Origin of the sequence: Haemophilus sp. CCUG 60358 (genome assembly GCF_001679485.1) — a bacterium.
GTDB lineage: Bacteria > Pseudomonadota > Gammaproteobacteria > Enterobacterales > Pasteurellaceae > Haemophilus_D.
The window spans coordinates 74,867-93,443 of sequence record NZ_LZOZ01000019.1; the positions used below are offsets into that span (position 1 = coordinate 74,867).

An 18,577-nucleotide genomic window follows, 5' to 3' on the forward strand; every position below is an offset into this window, starting at 1 on the left:
TGTAAAATGTTCTGAACCGATTCATTCTACAGAAAAAAGACGTATAAATACATAAGGAAATCAGATGACACCGGCAATTGATTTACTAAAGAAAAATAAAATTCTTTTTACTCTCCATACTTATGATCATGACCCTAATAATACGCATTTTGGCGATGAAGCCGCTGAAAAACTTGGGCTTGATCCGCACCAATCCTTTAAAACACTTTTAGTTGCTGAAAATGGTGATCAGAAAAAATTAGCGTGTTTTGTGCTTTCCACAGCAAATATGTTGAGTTTAAAGAAAGCGGCAAAATTAATTGGTGTAAAAAAAGTGGAAATGGCCGATAAAGATGCAGCACAAAAAAGCACGGGATATTTAGTCGGTGGCATTAGCCCATTAGGTCAAAAGAAACGTGTAAAAACAGTGATAAATTCGACCGCACTTGAGTTTGATACGATTTTTGTTTCAGGTGGTAAACGCGGATTAAGCGTCGAATTGGCCCCACAAGATTTAGCTAAATTACTGAATGCCGAATTTGTCGATATTATTGACGAAGAATAGAAGAAGAATAGAAAAAGAAAAGCCCGAATGAATCGGGCTATCTTTTTTTATGATGTTGTGTTTATTTAAATTAGAAACTTGATGTATCTTGGAATAAGCCAACTTTTAAATCGGTTGCGGTGTAGATAACGCGACCATCTACTTCCACTTCACCGTCAGCCATTCCCATCACTAATTTGCGATTAATTACGCGTTTCATATTGATGCGGTAAACCACTTTTTTCGCCGTTGGTAAGATTTGTCCGGTAAATTTAACTTCACCAACGCCTAATGCACGGCCTTTACCTTTACCGCCAACCCAGCCAAGAAAGAAACCCACTAATTGCCACATCGCATCTAAGCCTAAACAGCCTGGCATAACTGGGTCACCAATAAAGTGGCAACCGAAAAACGGTAAATCTGGATGAATATCTAATTCCGCTTCAATATACCCTTTACCAAACGCACCGCCGTCTTCGGTCATTTTTACAATACGATCCATCATCAACATCGTTGGTGCTGGAAGTTGCGGGCCTTCTTTACCAAATAATTCACCACGACCTGAAGCTAATAAATCTTCATAGGTATAGCTGCTTTTAATGTTTGGTGTACAGGTGTTTTCCATTTTTTATTTCCTTGTATATATAGTTTTGCTTGGTTACAACCAATAAGTAAGGATTCTATGAGGATTTATAAGAAATGTAAACAGCGAACACTTGTTAGCTCAACTTGTCGGATCAGTCAGTGTAATTAAGATAAAAGAAAAGCGAACACAAGGTTCGCTTTAAAGAAATTAAGATTTAAAGAAATCTAACCAGCTTTTTTTCGGCGTTTCCGAACGGAAAGCAATCCGATTTTGAATTAAACGCGCAATAGGCTCTTTACCCTTTGCATATTCTTCTTTCTCTTCCAATAAATCGCGGTCAAATAAGATTTTGGCTGTTTGATAAATATCCTCGACTTGATAAATAAAGAATTGCTCATTTTTCACCGCCTCAACCACTTCGTCAGATAAACTTAATTGCTGAATTGTTGTTGCAGGAATAATCACCCCTTGTTTACCCGTTAAACCACGACGTTGGCAAATGGTGAAAAAGCCTTCAATTTTATCATTGACTCCGCCTACTGCGTGCACCAAACCAAATTGGTCAATGGTACCAGTAATCGCAATATTTTGTGGCAATGGCAAATCAGATAACGCGCTGACTAATACAGAGAAAATAGCTAGAGACGCACTGTCACCATCAATTTCTCCATAGGACTGTTCAAATACTAAAGAAGCAGAAAATGGTAACTGTGATGGCAACTCTAAGATACTTGCCAAGCACGCTTCAGAAATCATCATACCTTTTCCGTGAAGGTTGCCCGCTAATTCGTTTTTACGCTCCACATCCACGACTTCACCATCACCAAACTGCACTAAACAGCTGATACGAGAAGGTTCACCAAAACAAACGGGGGTGCCTGGATATTCAATCACAGACAAGCCATTAATCTGCCCAACAATTTCGCCGTTGGTTTCTACATAAATTTGCTCATTGAGAATATCTGCATAAGTGCGTTCACGTAAGAAACCATGCTGTTCGTTCTTTTGTTTAAAGGCTTGCTCAAAATCAACCGCACTTAAGGTTTGTTTTTGTGACAACGTCGCGGCATTAAGCAACATTTCTGTTATTTTTAACGGTGAAATGTTAATTAAAAAGCGATCTTCACTCTCTCGCACCAATAACTGATAGAGTTTATTTAATGCGGTTAAATCTAAATCGAGCTCATATTTTGAGGCTAATGCCAACACATAATTAGCCCAATTTTCTTGTGCTTTAGGTTGCGCAACAGAATAGTAGCTTTCAATTTCTGCATAATCAGCCAAGCTGTAAAGATCTTCTTCTAACTCTCCTAAGGTCGCAATTTCAGTGCGATTGCCTAAAATCACCACTTTTAAATTAAGTGGATAGCTTGGAATATCACAAGGTAAGGTTTTAAATGGATGGGCTGAATACCAATCAAAAGTTTGCGTTTGTAAAATATGTTTTAAGCGTTGCCATAAATCAAACTGGCTTAGCATCGTTGCTGCACTTAAAATCAAAACGCCCCCATTGGCTTGATGCACTAAACCTGGTGTAAGCAAAATATCTTGCGAACTTGGGTGAACACGCACACTACCAAAAAGACTAAATTGATCGGCATGTAATGCCTTCAGCATATCACCTTGTGCAGCAAAATTATCCGCTAGTGATTGAGCAGGCTCGGTATAAATACGAGGGAAAGAAAAAGAATCTCCCTGCTCAACGACATAATTCACCCCAAAAATTGACCGCTCTTTTGGCTGTTCTTGGCGAATAAGTTCTGCTAATAAATCAGCATATTCTGCTTGATCATCTGCTTTTAAAACCAATAGAGAGCGACGCGGCTGTTTTAAAAATAAAAAAATCGCTTTTGTGGCATGTTTTTGTAATGACCAAAAATCAGCCTTTTCAGCTGAAAGTTCAGTAATCGATAATTCTGGTTGTAAGGCTTGCCAATTTAAGGCTTGTTCCGAAGATGTTAAAGTCACGACATATCTCGCTTTAATTAAATTGGCGGTATTATCGCACACTTCACACTGAGTGAAAATCCGTTATAAAAATCTACTGGAAAATTTTGTTTAAAGCGCGTATATTTATGAGGTTACCACGTCACTAAAAAGTATAATAAAACGATGAAATATCAGAAATTAGAAAACCAAGAAGCAAACTGGAAATGGATTTATCTCATTCGCAAACATCGCGAAGGGGAAAAAATTACCCGTTATGAAGAAAAAAGCTTAGAAGAAAGCAAAGTTCAAGAATTAATAGAATGTCAGAATTATCCTGAAAAAATCGAGGAATGGATTAAAAATCACCTTTCTCTTGATTTACCTATTAAGCTTGATCAGGCTATTCGTGCAAGACGTAAACGTTTTTTTAATGCAGAAAAACAATCAACGAAGAAAAAATCTATTGATTTAGAATATGGTGTTTGGCTTCGTTTATCTAAATATTCGCGAAAAATGAAAATGACACTTTCTGAAACCATCACTTATATGATTGATGAACGTGAAAGCAAAGCATTATATGAAAGCCAAATGACGGCAATGAAAGCCGGTTTGAAAAATTTACTCAATAAATAAGATGAAAAAAAGCCAAGGTCGAAACCTTGGCTTTTGATTATGCTAAATAGAGAAGATTTTGAAACGTTTTTAGCGTTTCGCCTATTCCGCAATCGGAATAATTTTTGTGGCGTGAGATCCTTTGTCGCCGTGAATCACTTCAAATTGCACACGTTGACCTGCTTTTAATGAACGGTAACCATCCATTTCAATCGCTGAATAATGTGCAAAAATGTCTGTATCCACGCCTTCTGCAGAAATAAACCCAAATCCTTTTGCGTTGTTAAACCATTTTACTACACCAATTTCCATAGTAGACCTCTATAGGCTTCGCCCTTAATACTTAAAAACAATAAGACTCATGCCTTATCACCTCAATTGGAAATATATTCAAACATTTTATTTTTTTATGCAACAACGAAACTTTAAAAATGATACATTGATCACAAAATTTTTACTTATTTATTATCAGAAGTCTCTTTCTCATCTTTTTGATGAATTTCACGTAATGCTTTTGCCACAATTTGAATTGCTTCGCCGCTACTAATTCCTTGCGCCATTAATTCCTGAATTTGTTCTACTGCTTTTTGTTGTTGTTCATGGGTTAAATTAATATCTAACATTATTTCTTCTCGTTAAATTGACCAATTAAATAATTCCATCACGTGCTTCCATTGTTCATCTAAACCAGCCTTAATTTCTATTTTGGTAAAATGAATAGGATGCTCAAAAATAAGTGTATCTGCGTGTAAAAATAAACGCTGACAGCCAGAATATTCTGTTAAAGCACGATTTTGATGTAAATCACCATATTGTGTATCACCTAAAATAGGATGAAAGATATGCTTCATGTGACGTCGTAACTGATGTTTTCTGCCCGTTTGGGGAATTAGCTTCACTAATGAATATCTCGTGGTTTGATAACGCCCTACAGCATAAGGCATTTCCATAATGTTTAAGCCTTCATAATCCGTCACGGCCTCTTGTGGTGTTTTATCTTCTTGCGCAAACTTATCGGCGATCTTATCTAATTGGATTTTAAGGGGATAATCAATCCGTCCTTCGCCTTGCAAATAACCTCGCACAATCGCTAAATAAGATTTTTGCACCGTTTTCTGTTCAAATTGCTGACACATTAAATTTGCTATTTCACTATTTAAGGCAAATAGCAATACACCTGATGTTGGGCGATCTAATCGATGAATAGGAAAAACATGCTGCCCGATTTGATCGCGCAAGGTTTGCATCACAAATTGTGTTTCATGAGTATCAAGCCAACTACGATGCACCAACATGCCTGCTGGTTTATTGACGGCGACAAGATATTCATCTTGATATAAAATTTCTAACATTTATTGATTTTGTAATAAGGCTTCTAATTCACGTAACGGTGTTAATAATTCCACTAAAAAATCTTCTTCTGCCTCTTTAAATGCTTCCTCTAAATAAGGGGATACCGCAACTTGTGAAGGCAAATCAGCCCCGCTTTCGAGTAATGCGAACATTCTTGGGATGAAAATCCATTGCAACCACTCTTCTGGCGACATGGTATCAATAGCAAAAGGCTCTTCACTTAAAAAAGCGTCTTGTGAAGGCGGAACCGCTTGCCATAAATCAAGCTTTTGCATCGCAAGCTGTAATTGTTGAAGATGAAGTTTTGTTTGATTACGCATAATTTTTCCTATTTATAAATAAGCGGCGTATTCTACGAGTATCAATTAACGCTGTAAAGTACGGTCAGTTTTAACGGTGAATAATAGAAAAGTCAGGATAGCGTTTATTTTCAATATTATCCTCTAAAACTCGTTCAACACTTGCAGTTCTAGGGCCGACTTTTAACCAATTATAAAAATCCTGTAGTTGTTCGTCATTACCTTCGGCAACAATTTCCACGCTTCCATCGACACAATTTCTGACGGTGCCTTTAATGCCAATTCTCTCCGCTTCTTTCCAAGTAAAATAACGAAATCCTACCCCTTGAACTCGACCATATACGACAAATCGTTTTGCCATGATTTGCTCCTTTATTACAAAAACTTTTTAAAAATTAACCGCACTTTCCTATTCCCATTTTTTAAAATTTAGCATAGCATTACAACCATCTAATTTCATTCAAAAAATAAAAGGAGTAATTATGAAATTATGTAAGTTTGCTTTAGGTGTTGTTGCGCTTGCAGTGAGTACGAGCAGCTTAGCAGGAATGGTGACAGCATCATCAAACCTTGAATTTCTTGCAATCAACGGCCAAAAAGCCAGCAAATCCATTCTAAAAGAAAAAAAATCATTCAACGCTGAAGCAAACCAAACACAACAAGTTGTAGTACGTTTAGGTGAAATCGTTGGTACTGGTTCTAGCCAAGCGCTTTTTGAATCTAACCCAATTATTGTGACTTTCCAAAGTCCTGCTGATGATGTTGTGGTATCTGCAGAAAAAATTCGCTCCAAAGAAGATGGTGAGAAATTCAATGCTCAACCACAAATTACTGTTAAAACGAAATCAGGTAATGTGATTGATGCTAAAATCGATACTTTAAAACAAGAAGGTTTATTCCCAGCAGCGAATATTGTTAACGATTTAGCTGAATATAATGCATCAAATGCGTCAGCAGCAGTTTCTGCTTTAGCTGCTCCTGCAGTTGGAATGATGCCTGCAGCGTCAGGAAAAGCTGCGAAAGGCAAAGTTGTTGTACAAGGTGAAAACGTTGCTGAACAACAATTACAATACTGGTTCCAACAAGCCGATAAAGAAACTCAAACTCGTTTCTTAAACTGGGCGAAAAAACAAAAATAATCGTTTTTTAACCGCTATTTGATAAAGAAGTGAGCCTTCCCGCTCACTTTTTTATCATCCAATTTTTAGTCACACAATAAGCAAGGATATCAACATGAACCAATGGCTTAATGCAAAAATAATCGCTTCAATACCTATTTTTATTGCAGTGAATATCGCAGAGTTCGGTGTCTGGTTTTTTGATATTTCCACGCAATCCATGCCGTTAATTTTAGGGATTATTGCAGGCGGTTTGGTGGATTTAGATAATCGCCTCACTGGACGATTAAAAAATATCTTTTACACATTAATTGCCTTTTCTATTTCAACCTTCATCGTTCAGCTTAATATTGGTCAACCTATCCAATATGTATTGTTGATGACCATCATCACCTTTTTATTTACGATGGTTGGCGCTGTAGGTGAACGTTATCGTACTATTGCTTTTGGTACACTGGTGGTAGCCATTTATACCACCCTCACTTATACACCGGATAATTCTGCAAGCTGGTTTATTAATCCTGTAATGATTTTATTGGGCACCTTACTCTACAGTATTGTGACCATCATCGTTTACCTTTTTTTCCCTAACCGTCCTGTCCAAGAAAGTGTCGCAAAAGCTTTTTGTGCCCTCGGTAATTATTTAGATGCCAAATCAGAATTTTTTGATCCTGATGAAATTGATGAAATCGAGAAAAAACATCTTAATTTTGCGATGAAAAACACCAACGTGGTGGATGCCTTTAACCAAGCCAGAACAGCACTTTTCTATCGCATTCGTGGACAACATCGACATGCTCGCACACAACGTATGATTCGCTATTATTTTGCAGCGCAAGACATTCATGAACGTGCGAATTCCACATATTTTGATTATCGACAAATTGCAGAGCAACTCAAAAATACAGATTTAATTTTCCGCATTCAGCGTTTGCTCGAATTACAAGCGCAAGCCTGTCACGATATTACGGCTTGCCTGCGTCAGAATACGCCTTATCACTATAATATTCGCGTAGAAAAAGCATTGATGGGCACAATTCAATCCCTTGAACTTTATAGCAAAGAACATACCAATCAAAACAATGTTTTGCTAGCCCTTCAAACACTTATTGATAATCTGCAAAGCATTAACTGGCAGCTACGTCAGCTCGAGCAAGAAACCAGTGAAAATGAGCAAACTGCACAGATCCATACCGAACAAATTACGGGCTTAAAAAATATTCTTTCTGTTATTGGAAGTAATTTCACTTTTGAATCACCACTTTTCCGCCATGCTGTACGTTTGTCTATCGTGGTGTTTTTGTGTTGCGCAATTGTTGAATTTTTCCAATTTAATTTAGGTTACTGGATTTTACTTACTGCAGTCTTTGTGTGTCAGCCAAACTATTCAGCGACGAAAGTGCGGTTACGTCAGCGTATTATTGGTACGATTTTAGGGGTAATTATTGGCTCTTTATTACCTTACCTCAACCCAACATTAGAGATGAAACTAGGCTTAATGGTGGTGACCAGTACGCTCTTTTTCTTTTTCCGCAGTAATAATTACAGTTTCTCCACGTTCTTTATTACCTTGCAAGTATTGATCAGTTTTGATGTGATGGGATTTGACACACAATCAGCGCTCTTCCCTCGCCTGATTGATACCGTATTAGGTTCAGCCATTGCATGGTTTGCCGTTTCTTATTTATGGCCGGATTGGAAATATCTCCAACTCGATAAAGTGAGCCGTCAAGCGATTCAAAGTGATGCACAATATTTCTTACACATTATTAGCCAACTGCAATTTGGTAAAAGCGATAATTTAAAATACCGTATTGCACGCCGTAATGCTCATCAATATGCGGCAGCATTAAGTACCACGCTTTCCAATATGAACAACGAACCGAAGAAATATCAAGCTTATTTGCAGGAAGGTTTTGACTTGTTAAAAATGAATTATTCCTTATTGAGCTATATTTCTGCTTTAGGGGCATATCGCAATAAAATGGCGCAATTACAACAAACTACCGAATTTTTGTCAGATTTTTATCCTGTTGCGAAAAAGGTTTTATATGCACTGGAAAATATTGAAAAGCTTCGTCCAGAAATCTTTGAAAAACTCCAAAATAGCATTGAACAAAGTCTCAAAAAAATTCAGTGGGATGAAACTCAAGCCAAAAACAATGCGGTCTTTGCGTTGCCATACCAGCAACTTAACTTGATTTATCAATTGCTACCTCAGTTATATCGCTATTTTCAACATAGTCAGAAAGAACTGATTGCAAAATAAAAAAACAAAGGAAAAACTGACCGCACTACCCCGAATTTTTTATTGTTCTCAAGGCGATAAACAGGGATAATACGCCACTTATATAAAATAAATTTAGACGCAATGACACATTACATTCTACTTATTATCAGCACTGCATTAATCAATAACTTCGTTTTGGTCAAATTCTTAGGACTTTGTCCATTTATGGGTGTGTCCAAAAAAATTGAAACAGCAATTGGTATGGGGCTTGCTACGACGTTCGTATTAACCGTCGCATCATTGTGTTCTTATTTAGTCGATAATTATATTTTAATGCCACTAAATGCCACCTTCTTGCGCACATTAGTGTTCATTTTAGTGATTGCCGTCGTGGTTCAATTTACCGAAATGGTAATCAATAAAACGAGTCCATCACTTTATCGCTTATTAGGGATTTTCTTACCACTGATTACCACAAACTGTGCCGTACTCGGCGTGGCATTATTAAACGTCAATTTGGCACACAATTTAACCGAATCCGTCATTTATGGTTTTGGCGCCTCTTTAGGTTTTGCGCTGGTTTTAGTTTTATTTGCCGCGTTGCGTGAACGCCTTGTTGCTGCAGATGTCCCTATTACGTTTCGTGGCTCGTCTATCGCATTAATTACGGCCGGTTTGATGTCTCTCGCCTTTATGGGCTTCGCCGGATTAGTAAAATGATTTATCTCTTGATGTTTATTACTGTAACAGTGATTTTTCTCGGATTATTTTGGAATAACACTAAAAAATAATGTTTATCTTAATTTCAGTAACCGTTCTCGCTTTAATTTTTGGCGCGATTTTAGGCTTTGCTTCGATTAAATTAAAAGTCGAAGCTGATCCTATCGTCGAAAAAATTGATGCTATCTTACCGCAAAGCCAATGTGGGCAATGCGGCTATCCTGGCTGTAAGCCTTATGCTGAAGCAATTGCTAATGGTGACGTTATCACAAAATGCGTGCCAGGTGGTCGTCCGACGGTAGTAAAAATTGCCGAAATCATGGGCGTTGATGTCCCAGCAATGGATGATGTCGCTGAACCTGAAGAAATGGTTGCTTTTATTGATGAAAATATGTGTATTGGCTGTACCAAATGTATTCAAGCCTGCCCTGTTGATGCCATTATTGGTACAAACAAAGCCATGCATACTATTATTCCTGATCTCTGTACGGGCTGTGAACTTTGCGTAGCACCTTGTCCGACAGATTGTATTTCCATGATTAAAGTGAAAAAAGATATTGATAATTGGAACTGGAAATTTGATCCTAAATTAGTCATTCCGGTTGTAAATACCACAGAAATCGAGAAAAAATTAGTGGTTGGGGAGTCGGAATAATATGGCTGATGTATTAACAAGATTTAACTCCGGCAAAATTTGGGATTTCAAAGGCGGGATTCATCCTCCTGAAATGAAATCTCAATCAAACCAATCCCCTATTCAGCAATCAGAACTTGCTCATGATTTTTACGTGCCGATTAAACAACACGCTGGCACTGCAGGAAATCTATTAGTTAAAGAAGGTGATTATGTGCTTAAAGGCCAGCCTCTAACACAAGGTGATGGTTTAAGAGCCTTACCTGTTCATGCGCCGACTTCTGGTACCGTAAAGTTTATCGGAAAACATGTTGCGCCCCATCCTTCTGGTTTAACCGAGGACATGATTCATATTCAAGCGGATGGCTTGGATAAATGGCGTGAGCAATTTCCACTTGAAGAATTTTTCACACAACCTGTCGAACAACTCATTGATCGTATTTATCAAGCAGGCGTTGCCGGCTTAGGTGGTGCGGTATTCCCGACTGCCGCCAAAATCCAATCAGCTGAAAAGAAAGTTAAACTCTTAATTATTAATGGCGCGGAATGCGAACCCTATATTACCTGTGATGACCGCTTAATGCGTGATTACACGGATGAAATGATCGAAGGGATTCGCATCTTACGTTATATCTTACGTCCTGAAAAAGTGGTGATTGCGGTTGAAGACAATAAACCCGAAGCGATTCAAGCTATTCAACAATCGCTGCATGGTGCAAATGATATTGAATTGCGCGTTATTCCAACTAAATATCCATCTGGTGCTGCCAAACAACTGATTTATTTGCTTACCGGCATGGAAGTGCCAAGTGGCGGACGTTCTTACGATATTGGCGTATTGATGCATAATGTCGGTACAGCTTTTGCGGTGAAAAGAGCGGTCATTAATGATGAGCCTTTAATTGAGCGTGTCGTTACGCTGACTGGTGATAAAATTTCAGAGAAAGGCAACTACTGGGTTCGCTTGGGCACACCGGTTGATCACTTATTGGCGCAAGTTGGCTATCAATATGACGAACGCTTCCCTGTTTTTGCAGGCGGACCAATGATGGGATTACAACTTTCTGATCTCAACGCACCCGTCACCAAATTAATTAACTGTCTATTGGCACCTGATCATTTTGAATATGGTGAACCCGAGCCGGAACAATCTTGTATCCGCTGCTCTGCTTGTTCTGATGCTTGCCCTGTCAATTTAATGCCACAGCAACTTTATTGGTATGCTCGCAGTGAAGATCACCAAAAATCTGAAGAATACAGCTTAAAAGATTGTATTGAATGTGGCGTGTGTGCTTATGTTTGCCCAAGCCATATTCCGCTTATTCAATATTTCCGACAAGAAAAAGCTAAAATTTGGGAAATTAAAGAAAAAGCGAAAAAAGCCGAAGAGGCTAAAATCCGTTTTGAAGCAAAACAAGCTCGTATGGAGCGTGAAGAACAAGAGCGTAAAGCTCGTTCACAACGTGCTGCAGAAGCTCGCCGTGAAGAACTTGCAAAACAAAAAGGTGAAGACCCAGTTAAAGCGGCATTAGAACGCCTGAAAGCAAAACAAGCGGGTTCAGCCGCAAATAAAGAAACAAAAACTATCGTATCTGAGAAAGGCGAAATCTTACCGGATAACCATGAGCTCATGGAGCAGCGTAAAGCCCGTCGCCTAGCTAAACAACAAGCACAAGCAGATACTGGCGCTGTGACGGATGCAACAACGTCACAAACTGACGAAAAAGATGCGAAAAAAGCGGCTGTTGCAGCTGCTCTAGCAAGAGCGAAGGCCAAGAAAGCTGCTGCTCAAGATGAAACAGTTGCAACACATGCAACTGAAAGTGCGGTCGAAAAAACAGATGAAAATCCAACCGCACTTGATCCGAAAAAAGCCGCCGTAGCTGCAGCCATTGCGAGAGCCAAAGCTAAGAAAGCTGCTGCTCAAGATGAAACTGTTGCGACACATGCAACTGAAAGCTCGGTCGAAAAAACAGATGAAAATCCAACCGCACTTGATCCGAAAAAAGCCGCTATCGCAGCAGCCATAGCAAGAGCTAAAGCAAAAAAATCGGCTGCTGAAGCAGCCAAAGAAACAGAATAACGCAGGAAAAGATTATGTTTAAGAAAATGGAGAGTTCGCCTCATACCCATTCAGGCAAATTAACCGCCCGTATTATGTTATGGGTGATTGCAGCCATGCTGCCTGCTCTGCTCACGCAGATTTATTATTTTGGAATGGGTGTTTTGGTGCAATCCGCATTGGCTATTTCTTTCGCATTATTACTTGAGTTTATTGTGACTAAATTGCGTAATAAGCCAAATCTTGTCTATATTTCAGATTTTAGTGTGGTACTTACTGCCTTAATTTTAGCGATGGCGATTCCGCCTTATGCACCTTATTGGGTGATTTTAATTGGTACGCTTTCCGCTGTTATTCTAGGCAAACACGTTTACGGTGGCTTGGGACAAAACCCGTTTAATCCGGCTATGGTGGGATATGTAGTACTATTGATTTCTTTCCCTCTACAAATGACAAGTTGGATGCCACCGATTTCATTATTAAATGAACCACCAACATTTGCTGATTCTCTTTCTTTAATTTTCACAGGCTTAACCACTGATGGATTTAGTTTGAGTCAACTTGTTCATTCCATTGATGGAATTACACAAGCGACACCATTAGACAGTGCAAAAATCTTCTATAACTTACATCAAGGCGATGAAAGCGTATTTCATGATTTTGTAAAATTACCGATTTTATTACAAAACGGGACTGATTTTGCTGAAGGTTGGTGGCAGGTTAATTTGGCATTCATGCTTGGTGGGATTGTATTAATCTTAAAGAAAAAAATTCACTGGCAAATTCCCGTTTCAATGCTCGTGACCTTTGTGACCTTAGCAACAATCACTGCAATGTCAGGCCATCATCATTTAAGTATGATAAGCCAACTCTTTAGCGGCGCCATGATGTTCGGCGCATTCTTTATTGCGACTGACCCTGTCACAGCTTCTATTACACCTCGTGGTAAGCTTGTATTTGGTGCTTTGGTTGGACTATTGGTTTACCTCATTCGTTACTTTGGAAACTATCCTGACGGCGTGGCATTTGCGATTTTGTTAAGTAATATTTGTGTGCCACTTATCGACTACTACACCCGTCCTCGTGTAGCTGGACACTTTGCAAAAGGGAGAAAATAATGGGTATTTTTAAAGTCACCTCCCGTTTTGGTTTGTTATTAGGTTTTATTGCGCTTGTATGTACCGCTGTTTCTGCAGGCATTTATATGCTGACAAAAGATAAAATTGATGAAGCCATGGCTGAACACCAAAAAGCCTTATTGCTCCAAGTCATCCCTCAGGATTATTTTAATAATAACTTGCTTGAAAGCGTAGAAACGTCCGAGCAAGATAAACTCAAAGGTATTCAAAAAGTCTATTTTGCGATCAAAGATCATGTGCCAACCGCCTATGCTTATGAAACGACAGCACCTGATGGTTATTCAGGGAATATCCGTTTATTAGTGGGTATGACACCAAAAGGTGAAGTTTTAGGTGTGCGAGTCATCGAACATCATGAAACTCCAGGATTGGGCGATAAAATCGAACTTCGCATTTCTGACTGGATTTTGAGTTTTACAAACCAGGTTATTGTGCCCGAAAGCCTAAAAGATTGGGCAGTCAAAAAAGATGGCGGTAAATTTGATCAATTTTCCGGCGCAACAATTACGCCGCGCGCGATTGTTAATCAAGTAAAACGCTCTGCTCTCGTGATGCTTGAAAATGAAGTATTACTCAACGAGATGGCAAAAAAATACGCGCAATAGGATATTTATTATGACTGATTTAACCGAAAAAACGACCGCACTTGATGAGCAAAGTGCGGTTGAAAATTCAGAAGAAATAACGCAAACGCCTTCTGTTTGGAAAGAAATCTTTATTCAGGGCGTATGGAAAAACAACTCAACCCTCGTGCAATTATTGGGGCTTTGTCCGCTCTTAGCTGTTTCGAGTACTGCAACAAATTCCTTAGGTTTAGGGCTTGCGACTATGTTGGTTTTAACTTGCACCAATACAGTTGTTTCGCTCTTTCGTAAGCAAATTCCTCATGATATTCGCATTCCAATTTATGTGATGATTATTGCGACCACTGTAACCGTGGTGCAATTATTGATGAATGCTTATACCTATACGCTCTATCAAGCCCTCGGGATTTTTATTCCTTTAATAGTGACCAACTGTATCGTCATCGGTCGAGCAGAAGCCTTTGCCTCTAAAAATAGCGTTGCACATGCTGCCTGGGATGGTTTTTCAATGGGATTAGGCATGGCATTAAGTATCACTGTATTAGGTGCGTTACGTGAAATCTTAGGTCAAGGTACCCTTTTTGAGGGCATTGAAAATTTATTTGGCCAAGGTGCGAAATTCCTTACATTACATATTTACCAAACGGATAGTAGCTTTTTACTCTTTATTCTTCCGCCAGGTGCATTTATTGGATTAGGTATCCTATTGGCGATTAAAAACCGAATTGATATGAAAAAATGAACCAAGCTAAACGAATTGAAATACTCACTCGACTTCGGGAGCAAAACCCGCATCCCACCACGGAATTAGAGTATAATTCGCCTTTCGAATTACTCATCGCCGTGATCTTATCGGCCCAAGCCACCGATAAAGGTGTCAATAAAGCGACGGCAAAATTATTCCCTGTGGCGAATACACCACAAGCCATTTTAGATCTTGGCTTAGAGGGTTTAAAAGGATACATTAAAACCATCGGGCTTTATAACAGCAAAGCAGAAAATATTATTAAAACCTGCCGTGATTTAGTTGAGAAACATAACGGCGAAGTACCTGAAAGCCGTGAAGCCTTAGAAGCCCTTGCGGGGGTTGGTAGAAAAACAGCGAATGTGGTATTAAATACCGCTTTCGGCCACCCAACTATTGCAGTGGATACCCATATTTTTCGCGTATGCAACCGCACGAATTTTGCCCCAGGCAAAGATGTGGTAAAAGTAGAAGAAAAACTGCTCAAAGTTGTGCCTAAAGAATTTAAAGTCGATGTGCATCACTGGCTTATTTTGCACGGGCGTTATACCTGCATTGCCCGCAAACCTCGCTGCGGAGCTTGCTTAATTGAAGACCTCTGCGAATACAAAGAAAAAACAGATTATTAAACGAATACAATTAAACGGAATATATTATGACAACAAACAATCAATCTCGCCAAACTTGGTCTAGTCGACTAACTTATGTGCTCACCGTTGCGGGAGCGACAGTTGGCTTTGGGGCAACATGGCGCTTTCCTTATTTAGTGGGTGAAAATGGCGGTGGTGCCTATGTACTCCTCTTTTGTATTGCGATGATTGTGATTGGTATCCCAATGATTTTAGTAGAGAACGTCATTGGTCGCCGTTTACGTGTAAATTCCATTGATGCCTTTGGCGATAAAATCCAAGATAAAGGTAAAAACATCTCCAAATATTGGAAAATTATCGGTTATATGGGGCTTCTTGGCGCATTTGGTATCATGGCCTATTATATGGTGCTTGGTGGTTGGGTGATGTCTTATATCATCAGCCTGATGAATAACACCCTTGATATTAGCGCCCCAATTACAAAAGAAGTGGCCAAAGATTTCTACGATTTACACATCAGCAATAGTCCATGGGAAATCATGCTCTACACATTCCTATTTGTGGCAGTGAATTACATTATTTTAGCGAAAGGTATCATTGGCGGGATTGAACGTTCCGTGAAATACTTAATGCCATTACTCTTTATCTTCCTAATTGGTATGGTGATTCGTAACCTCACCTTACCTGGCGCAATGGAAGGTGTGACTTTCTACTTAAAACCTGATTTCAGCAAAATCACCCCTAAATTATTCATCTTCGTATTAGGGCAAGTATTCTTCGCATTAAGCCTTGGTTTCGGTGTATTGATTACCCTCTCCAGCTATTTAAACAAAGAAGAAAACCTTATTCACACAGCCGTTATTACAGGCTTCACTAACACCATTATCGCTGTGTTATGTGGTTTTATGATCTTCCCATCATTATTCACATTCGGCATTGAACCTAACGCCGGGCCAACCTTGGTTTTCCAAAGTTTACCAATTGTATTCTCACATTTATGGGCGGGTAAATTCTTTGCTATCGTGTTCTTCGGTTTATTGCTTATTGCGGCATTAACCACATCAATCACGATTTACGAAGTCATCATCACCGCATTACAAGAAAAACTCAGAATGCGCCGTGGTAAAGCGATTTTTGTTACCTTAATGGGGATTTTCTTATTAGGTAACTTGCCATCTATTCTAGGTGATAACCTTTTGAAAGATGTCACCATTTTCGGTAAAAGCATTTTCGATGCCTTCGATTTCGTCAGCGGAAATATTCTCTTTATGCTGACCGCACTTGGCTGTGCCATTTTCGTTGGTTTCGTGTTAAAAGATGATGCGAAAAAAGAACTATCACCAACACCAAATTCGCTCTTCACCACAATTTGGTTTAACTATGTCAAATTTGTGGTTCCTGTGATTATTTTGGTGATTTTTATCAGTAATATTTAATAAAAAAACCGAGCTATTTAGCTCGGTTTCTTTTTATCTATCCTCTATTTTGCTTCAGCTTGGGTCTTCTTCTCTTCAAGTTCTTCCCAACGGAGGAAAGCTGTTTCAAGTTCAGCTTCAGTGTCTGATAATTCCTTAAGCTTAGCATCTGTTACATCATGGGCTTGTTGGAAAAAGTGAGGATCACCAATTTCAGCTTGAAGTGCGGTAATTTTCTCTTCCAATTCTTCCAACAATTGTGGTAGCAGTTCTAACTCACGTTGCTCTTTGTAAGAAAGTTTAACGGATTTCGGCTTTTGAGAAACAACATCATTTTTGACCGCACTTTCCTGTACTTTTGGTGCTTCTTTTTTGGATTTTTGAGTCTCTTGCTCTGCTTTCATCGCAAAGTAATTGGCTTGTTGTCCTTTCGCGTCAAAGAAACCACCTACGTATTTATTCAATACGCCATCGCCTTCAAAGAAATAGCACTCCGTTGCGACGTTATCAATAAACTGACGATCATGGCTGACAATCAATAAGGTGCCTTGATAATCCGTGAGAATTTCCTCTAATAATTCTAAGGTTTCTACATCCAAGTCATTGGTTGGTTCATCGAGAATCAATAGATTATTAGGTTTTAGTAATAATTTAGCCAATAATAAACGGTTACGTTCACCACCTGAAAGCGCTTTTACGGGTGTCATGGCGCGTTTGGGTGGAAATAAGAAATCCTGCAAATAGCCCAACACATGACGTTTTACACCATTGACTTCAATATCCTGCTTGCCATCGGCAACGTTATCCATCACTGTTTTTTCCGGATCAAGATCAGCGCGGTATTGGTCAAAATAAGCGATATCTAATTTTGTACCACAGTGAATGCGACCGCTGGTTGGCTTGATTTCACCTAATAAAAGTTTAATAAAGGTGGTTTTTCCGCAGCCATTTGGGCCAACCAATGCAATTTTATCGCCGCGTAAAATGGTCGTGCTGAAATCTTTGAGCAGCTGTTTGCCTTCAATCTCATAGCTCACATTTTCCATTTCAAATACGATTTTGCCAGAACGACTTGAGTTATCTAATTGTAACTTAGCAGTACCCATCACCTCACGACGTTGGCGACGTTCTTCACGCATAGCTTTTAAAGCACGCACACGGCCTTCATTACGCGTACGGCGAGCTTTAATCCCTTGACGAATCCAGACCTCTTCTTGTGCTAAACGCTTATCAAAAAGTTCATTTTGCAATGCTTCGACACGTAAACTTTCCTCTTTAGCGGTGAGGTATAAATCATAGTTACCTGGATAAGACACTAATTTCCCGCGATCTAAATCAACAATACGAGTTGCCATTTTGCGGATAAAAGAACGGTCGTGGGAAATAAACACAATACTTCCGGTAAATTCTAATAAGAAGTTTTCTAACCATTCGATTGCATCCACATCCAAGTGGTTAGTCGGTTCATCTAATAACAAGACATCGGGGTTACACACCAACGCACGAGCAAGGGCGGCTTTACGCAACCAACCACCCGATAAATCGGCTAATTTAGTATCAGGATTTAACTCGAGCTTTTGCAGAACTTCATTGATTTTATTTTCAAATTGCCAGCCGTTGGCATGCTCTAATTTGGCTTGCACTTGTGCCAGCAGGTTAAGAGTTTGTTCGCTGTAATTTTGTGTCAACTCTTGTGAAATATGGTGATATTCCTTTAATAAATCCGCTAAATGCTCAATGCCTTCTGCTACATAATCAAATACATTCCCTTCAGCATGGCGAGGCGGATCTTGTTCTAAACGTGAAACCACTAAATCTTTTTCATACTGCACTTTGCCGTCATCCATGGTGACTTGCTGTGCAATAATTTTTAATAAAGTCGATTTACCTGCACCATTACGCCCCACCAAACACACGCGCTCATTTGGTTCAATATGAAGTTCAGCGTGATCAAGTAACGGATGATCACTAAAAGAAAGATAAGCGTTAGTTAAACTAATTAATGCCACAAAATTGTCCTATAAATTCAAAATATCAA

At 39.1% G+C, this 18,577-nt stretch carries 20 protein-coding genes; 12 read left to right on the forward strand and 8 right to left on the reverse strand.

What is annotated here, in order from left to right; genetic code table 11:
* Positions 1-64: 64 nt before the first annotated feature.
* The gene (gene ybaK / locus A9500_RS09410; protein WP_065244733.1) at positions 65-544 is read left to right on the forward strand and encodes a Cys-tRNA(Pro) deacylase; all 480 of its coding nucleotides are present in this window, start codon (positions 65-67) and stop codon (positions 542-544) included.
* Between the two features lie 70 nt (positions 545-614).
* On the opposite strand, the gene fabA is transcribed toward ybaK, so the two are convergent.
* Together fabA and A9500_RS09420 are read right to left on the reverse strand one after the other, a co-directional pair.
* Positions 615-1,148 carry a bifunctional 3-hydroxydecanoyl-ACP dehydratase/trans-2-decenoyl-ACP isomerase gene (gene fabA, locus A9500_RS09415; RefSeq protein ID WP_005698958.1) on the reverse strand — a complete coding sequence of 178 codons (534 nt, stop codon included), beginning with the start codon at positions 1,146-1,148 and terminating at the stop codon, positions 615-617.
* Between the two features lie 168 nt (positions 1,149-1,316).
* The gene (locus tag A9500_RS09420; protein ID WP_065244734.1) at positions 1,317-3,119 is read right to left on the reverse strand and encodes a Lon protease family protein; all 1,803 of its coding nucleotides are present in this window, start codon (positions 3,117-3,119) and stop codon (positions 1,317-1,319) included.
* Between the two features lie 102 nt (positions 3,120-3,221).
* Between A9500_RS09420 and matP the strand changes: the two genes are divergently transcribed.
* Positions 3,222-3,671 carry a macrodomain Ter protein MatP gene (gene matP, locus A9500_RS09425; protein WP_005696051.1) on the forward strand — a complete coding sequence of 150 codons (450 nt, stop codon included), beginning with the start codon at positions 3,222-3,224 and terminating at the stop codon, positions 3,669-3,671.
* A gap of 81 nt (positions 3,672-3,752) precedes the next feature.
* Here matP and cspD read toward each other — a convergent pair whose 3' ends face one another.
* From cspD to A9500_RS09450, 5 genes are all read right to left on the reverse strand, one after another.
* Positions 3,753-3,962: a cold shock domain-containing protein CspD gene (gene cspD, locus A9500_RS09430; RefSeq protein WP_005696050.1), complete on the reverse strand. Its 210-nt coding sequence runs from the start codon at positions 3,960-3,962 to the stop codon at positions 3,753-3,755.
* A gap of 146 nt (positions 3,963-4,108) precedes the next feature.
* Positions 4,109-4,273, reverse strand: coding sequence for a YoaH family protein (locus A9500_RS10770; protein WP_065244735.1), 165 nt, complete (start codon positions 4,271-4,273; stop codon positions 4,109-4,111).
* 12 nt (positions 4,274-4,285) lie between these two features.
* Entirely contained in the window at positions 4,286-5,002 is a 717-nt protein-coding gene (gene truC, locus A9500_RS10775) for a tRNA pseudouridine(65) synthase TruC (protein ID WP_065244736.1), read from the reverse strand.
* Positions 5,003-5,323 carry a YqcC family protein gene (locus tag A9500_RS10945; protein WP_065244737.1) on the reverse strand — a complete coding sequence of 107 codons (321 nt, stop codon included), beginning with the start codon at positions 5,321-5,323 and terminating at the stop codon, positions 5,003-5,005.
* A gap of 70 nt (positions 5,324-5,393) precedes the next feature.
* On the reverse strand, positions 5,394-5,663 hold the full coding sequence (locus A9500_RS09450) for an acylphosphatase (RefSeq protein ID WP_083180419.1): 270 nt from the start codon (positions 5,661-5,663) through the stop codon (positions 5,394-5,396).
* A 121-nt stretch (positions 5,664-5,784) separates the two neighbouring features.
* Here A9500_RS09450 and A9500_RS09455 point away from each other — a divergent pair, with 121 nt between their 5' ends.
* The 10 genes from A9500_RS09455 to A9500_RS09500 all read left to right on the forward strand — a co-directional run bounded on the left by A9500_RS09455 (position 5,785) and on the right by A9500_RS09500 (position 16,560).
* The gene (locus tag A9500_RS09455; RefSeq protein WP_065244739.1) at positions 5,785-6,441 is read left to right on the forward strand and encodes a DUF2057 domain-containing protein; all 657 of its coding nucleotides are present in this window, start codon (positions 5,785-5,787) and stop codon (positions 6,439-6,441) included.
* 94 nt (positions 6,442-6,535) lie between these two features.
* Positions 6,536-8,689: a YccS family putative transporter gene (gene yccS / locus A9500_RS09460; RefSeq protein WP_065244740.1), complete on the forward strand. Its 2,154-nt coding sequence runs from the start codon at positions 6,536-6,538 to the stop codon at positions 8,687-8,689.
* 102 nt (positions 8,690-8,791) lie between these two features.
* Complete coding sequence (gene rsxA, locus A9500_RS09465; RefSeq protein ID WP_032804147.1) at positions 8,792-9,370, forward strand: electron transport complex subunit RsxA; 579 nt, start codon at positions 8,792-8,794, stop codon at positions 9,368-9,370.
* A gap of 70 nt (positions 9,371-9,440) precedes the next feature.
* On the forward strand, positions 9,441-10,025 hold the full coding sequence (rsxB, locus tag A9500_RS09470; protein ID WP_049365523.1) for an electron transport complex subunit RsxB: 585 nt from the start codon (positions 9,441-9,443) through the stop codon (positions 10,023-10,025).
* 1 nt (position 10,026) lies between these two features.
* Positions 10,027-12,087 carry an electron transport complex subunit RsxC gene (rsxC, locus tag A9500_RS09475; protein WP_065244741.1) on the forward strand — a complete coding sequence of 687 codons (2,061 nt, stop codon included), beginning with the start codon at positions 10,027-10,029 and terminating at the stop codon, positions 12,085-12,087.
* A gap of 14 nt (positions 12,088-12,101) precedes the next feature.
* The gene (gene rsxD, locus A9500_RS09480; protein ID WP_065244742.1) at positions 12,102-13,184 is read left to right on the forward strand and encodes an electron transport complex subunit RsxD; all 1,083 of its coding nucleotides are present in this window, start codon (positions 12,102-12,104) and stop codon (positions 13,182-13,184) included.
* Entirely contained in the window at positions 13,184-13,810 is a 627-nt protein-coding gene (gene rsxG, locus A9500_RS09485; protein WP_065244743.1) for an electron transport complex subunit RsxG, read from the forward strand. Before rsxD ends, rsxG begins: the two co-directional genes overlap by 1 nt.
* Before the next feature lie 10 nt (positions 13,811-13,820).
* Entirely contained in the window at positions 13,821-14,531 is a 711-nt protein-coding gene (locus tag A9500_RS09490; protein ID WP_065244744.1) for an electron transport complex subunit E, read from the forward strand.
* A complete protein-coding gene (nth, locus tag A9500_RS09495; RefSeq protein WP_065244745.1) occupies positions 14,528-15,163 on the forward strand; it encodes an endonuclease III in 636 nt (211 codons plus the stop codon). The genes A9500_RS09490 and nth overlap by 4 nt, the downstream gene beginning before the upstream one ends.
* Before the next feature lie 26 nt (positions 15,164-15,189).
* Positions 15,190-16,560 carry a sodium-dependent transporter gene (locus A9500_RS09500; RefSeq protein WP_065244746.1) on the forward strand — a complete coding sequence of 457 codons (1,371 nt, stop codon included), beginning with the start codon at positions 15,190-15,192 and terminating at the stop codon, positions 16,558-16,560.
* A 44-nt stretch (positions 16,561-16,604) separates the two neighbouring features.
* Here the strand turns inward: A9500_RS09500 and A9500_RS09505 are convergent, their stop codons facing one another.
* Complete coding sequence (locus A9500_RS09505) at positions 16,605-18,548, reverse strand: ABC transporter ATP-binding protein (protein WP_065244747.1); 1,944 nt, start codon at positions 18,546-18,548, stop codon at positions 16,605-16,607.
* Positions 18,549-18,577: the final 29 nt, after the last annotated feature.

Excerpts from the sequence above, each read along its gene's own strand:
- A9500_RS09455 (WP_065244739.1), top strand. The coding sequence starts at position 5,785 with ATGAAATTATGTAAGTTTGCTTTAGGTGTTGTTGCGCTTGCAGTGAGT.
- rsxD (WP_065244742.1), top strand. The coding sequence starts at position 12,102 with ATGTTTAAGAAAATGGAGAGTTCGCCTCATACCCATTCAGGCAAATTA.
- A9500_RS09490 (WP_065244744.1), top strand. The coding sequence starts at position 13,821 with ATGACTGATTTAACCGAAAAAACGACCGCACTTGATGAGCAAAGTGCG.
- A9500_RS10945 (WP_065244737.1), bottom strand. The coding sequence starts at position 5,323 with ATGCGTAATCAAACAAAACTTCATCTTCAACAATTACAGCTTGCGATG.
- rsxA (WP_032804147.1), top strand. The coding sequence starts at position 8,792 with ATGACACATTACATTCTACTTATTATCAGCACTGCATTAATCAATAAC.
- A9500_RS09450 (WP_083180419.1), bottom strand. The coding sequence starts at position 5,663 with ATGGCAAAACGATTTGTCGTATATGGTCGAGTTCAAGGGGTAGGATTT.
- fabA (WP_005698958.1), bottom strand. The coding sequence starts at position 1,148 with ATGGAAAACACCTGTACACCAAACATTAAAAGCAGCTATACCTATGAA.
- rsxG (WP_065244743.1), top strand. The coding sequence starts at position 13,184 with ATGGGTATTTTTAAAGTCACCTCCCGTTTTGGTTTGTTATTAGGTTTT.
- truC (WP_065244736.1), bottom strand. The coding sequence starts at position 5,002 with ATGTTAGAAATTTTATATCAAGATGAATATCTTGTCGCCGTCAATAAA.
- ybaK (WP_065244733.1), top strand. The coding sequence starts at position 65 with ATGACACCGGCAATTGATTTACTAAAGAAAAATAAAATTCTTTTTACT.
- A9500_RS09500 (WP_065244746.1), top strand. The coding sequence starts at position 15,190 with ATGACAACAAACAATCAATCTCGCCAAACTTGGTCTAGTCGACTAACT.
- yccS (WP_065244740.1), top strand. The coding sequence starts at position 6,536 with ATGAACCAATGGCTTAATGCAAAAATAATCGCTTCAATACCTATTTTT.
- nth (WP_065244745.1), top strand. The coding sequence starts at position 14,528 with ATGAACCAAGCTAAACGAATTGAAATACTCACTCGACTTCGGGAGCAA.
- cspD (WP_005696050.1), bottom strand. The coding sequence starts at position 3,962 with ATGGAAATTGGTGTAGTAAAATGGTTTAACAACGCAAAAGGATTTGGG.
- matP (WP_005696051.1), top strand. The coding sequence starts at position 3,222 with ATGAAATATCAGAAATTAGAAAACCAAGAAGCAAACTGGAAATGGATT.
- rsxB (WP_049365523.1), top strand. The coding sequence starts at position 9,441 with ATGTTTATCTTAATTTCAGTAACCGTTCTCGCTTTAATTTTTGGCGCG.
- rsxC (WP_065244741.1), top strand. The coding sequence starts at position 10,027 with ATGGCTGATGTATTAACAAGATTTAACTCCGGCAAAATTTGGGATTTC.
- A9500_RS10770 (WP_065244735.1), bottom strand. The coding sequence starts at position 4,273 with ATGTTAGATATTAATTTAACCCATGAACAACAACAAAAAGCAGTAGAA.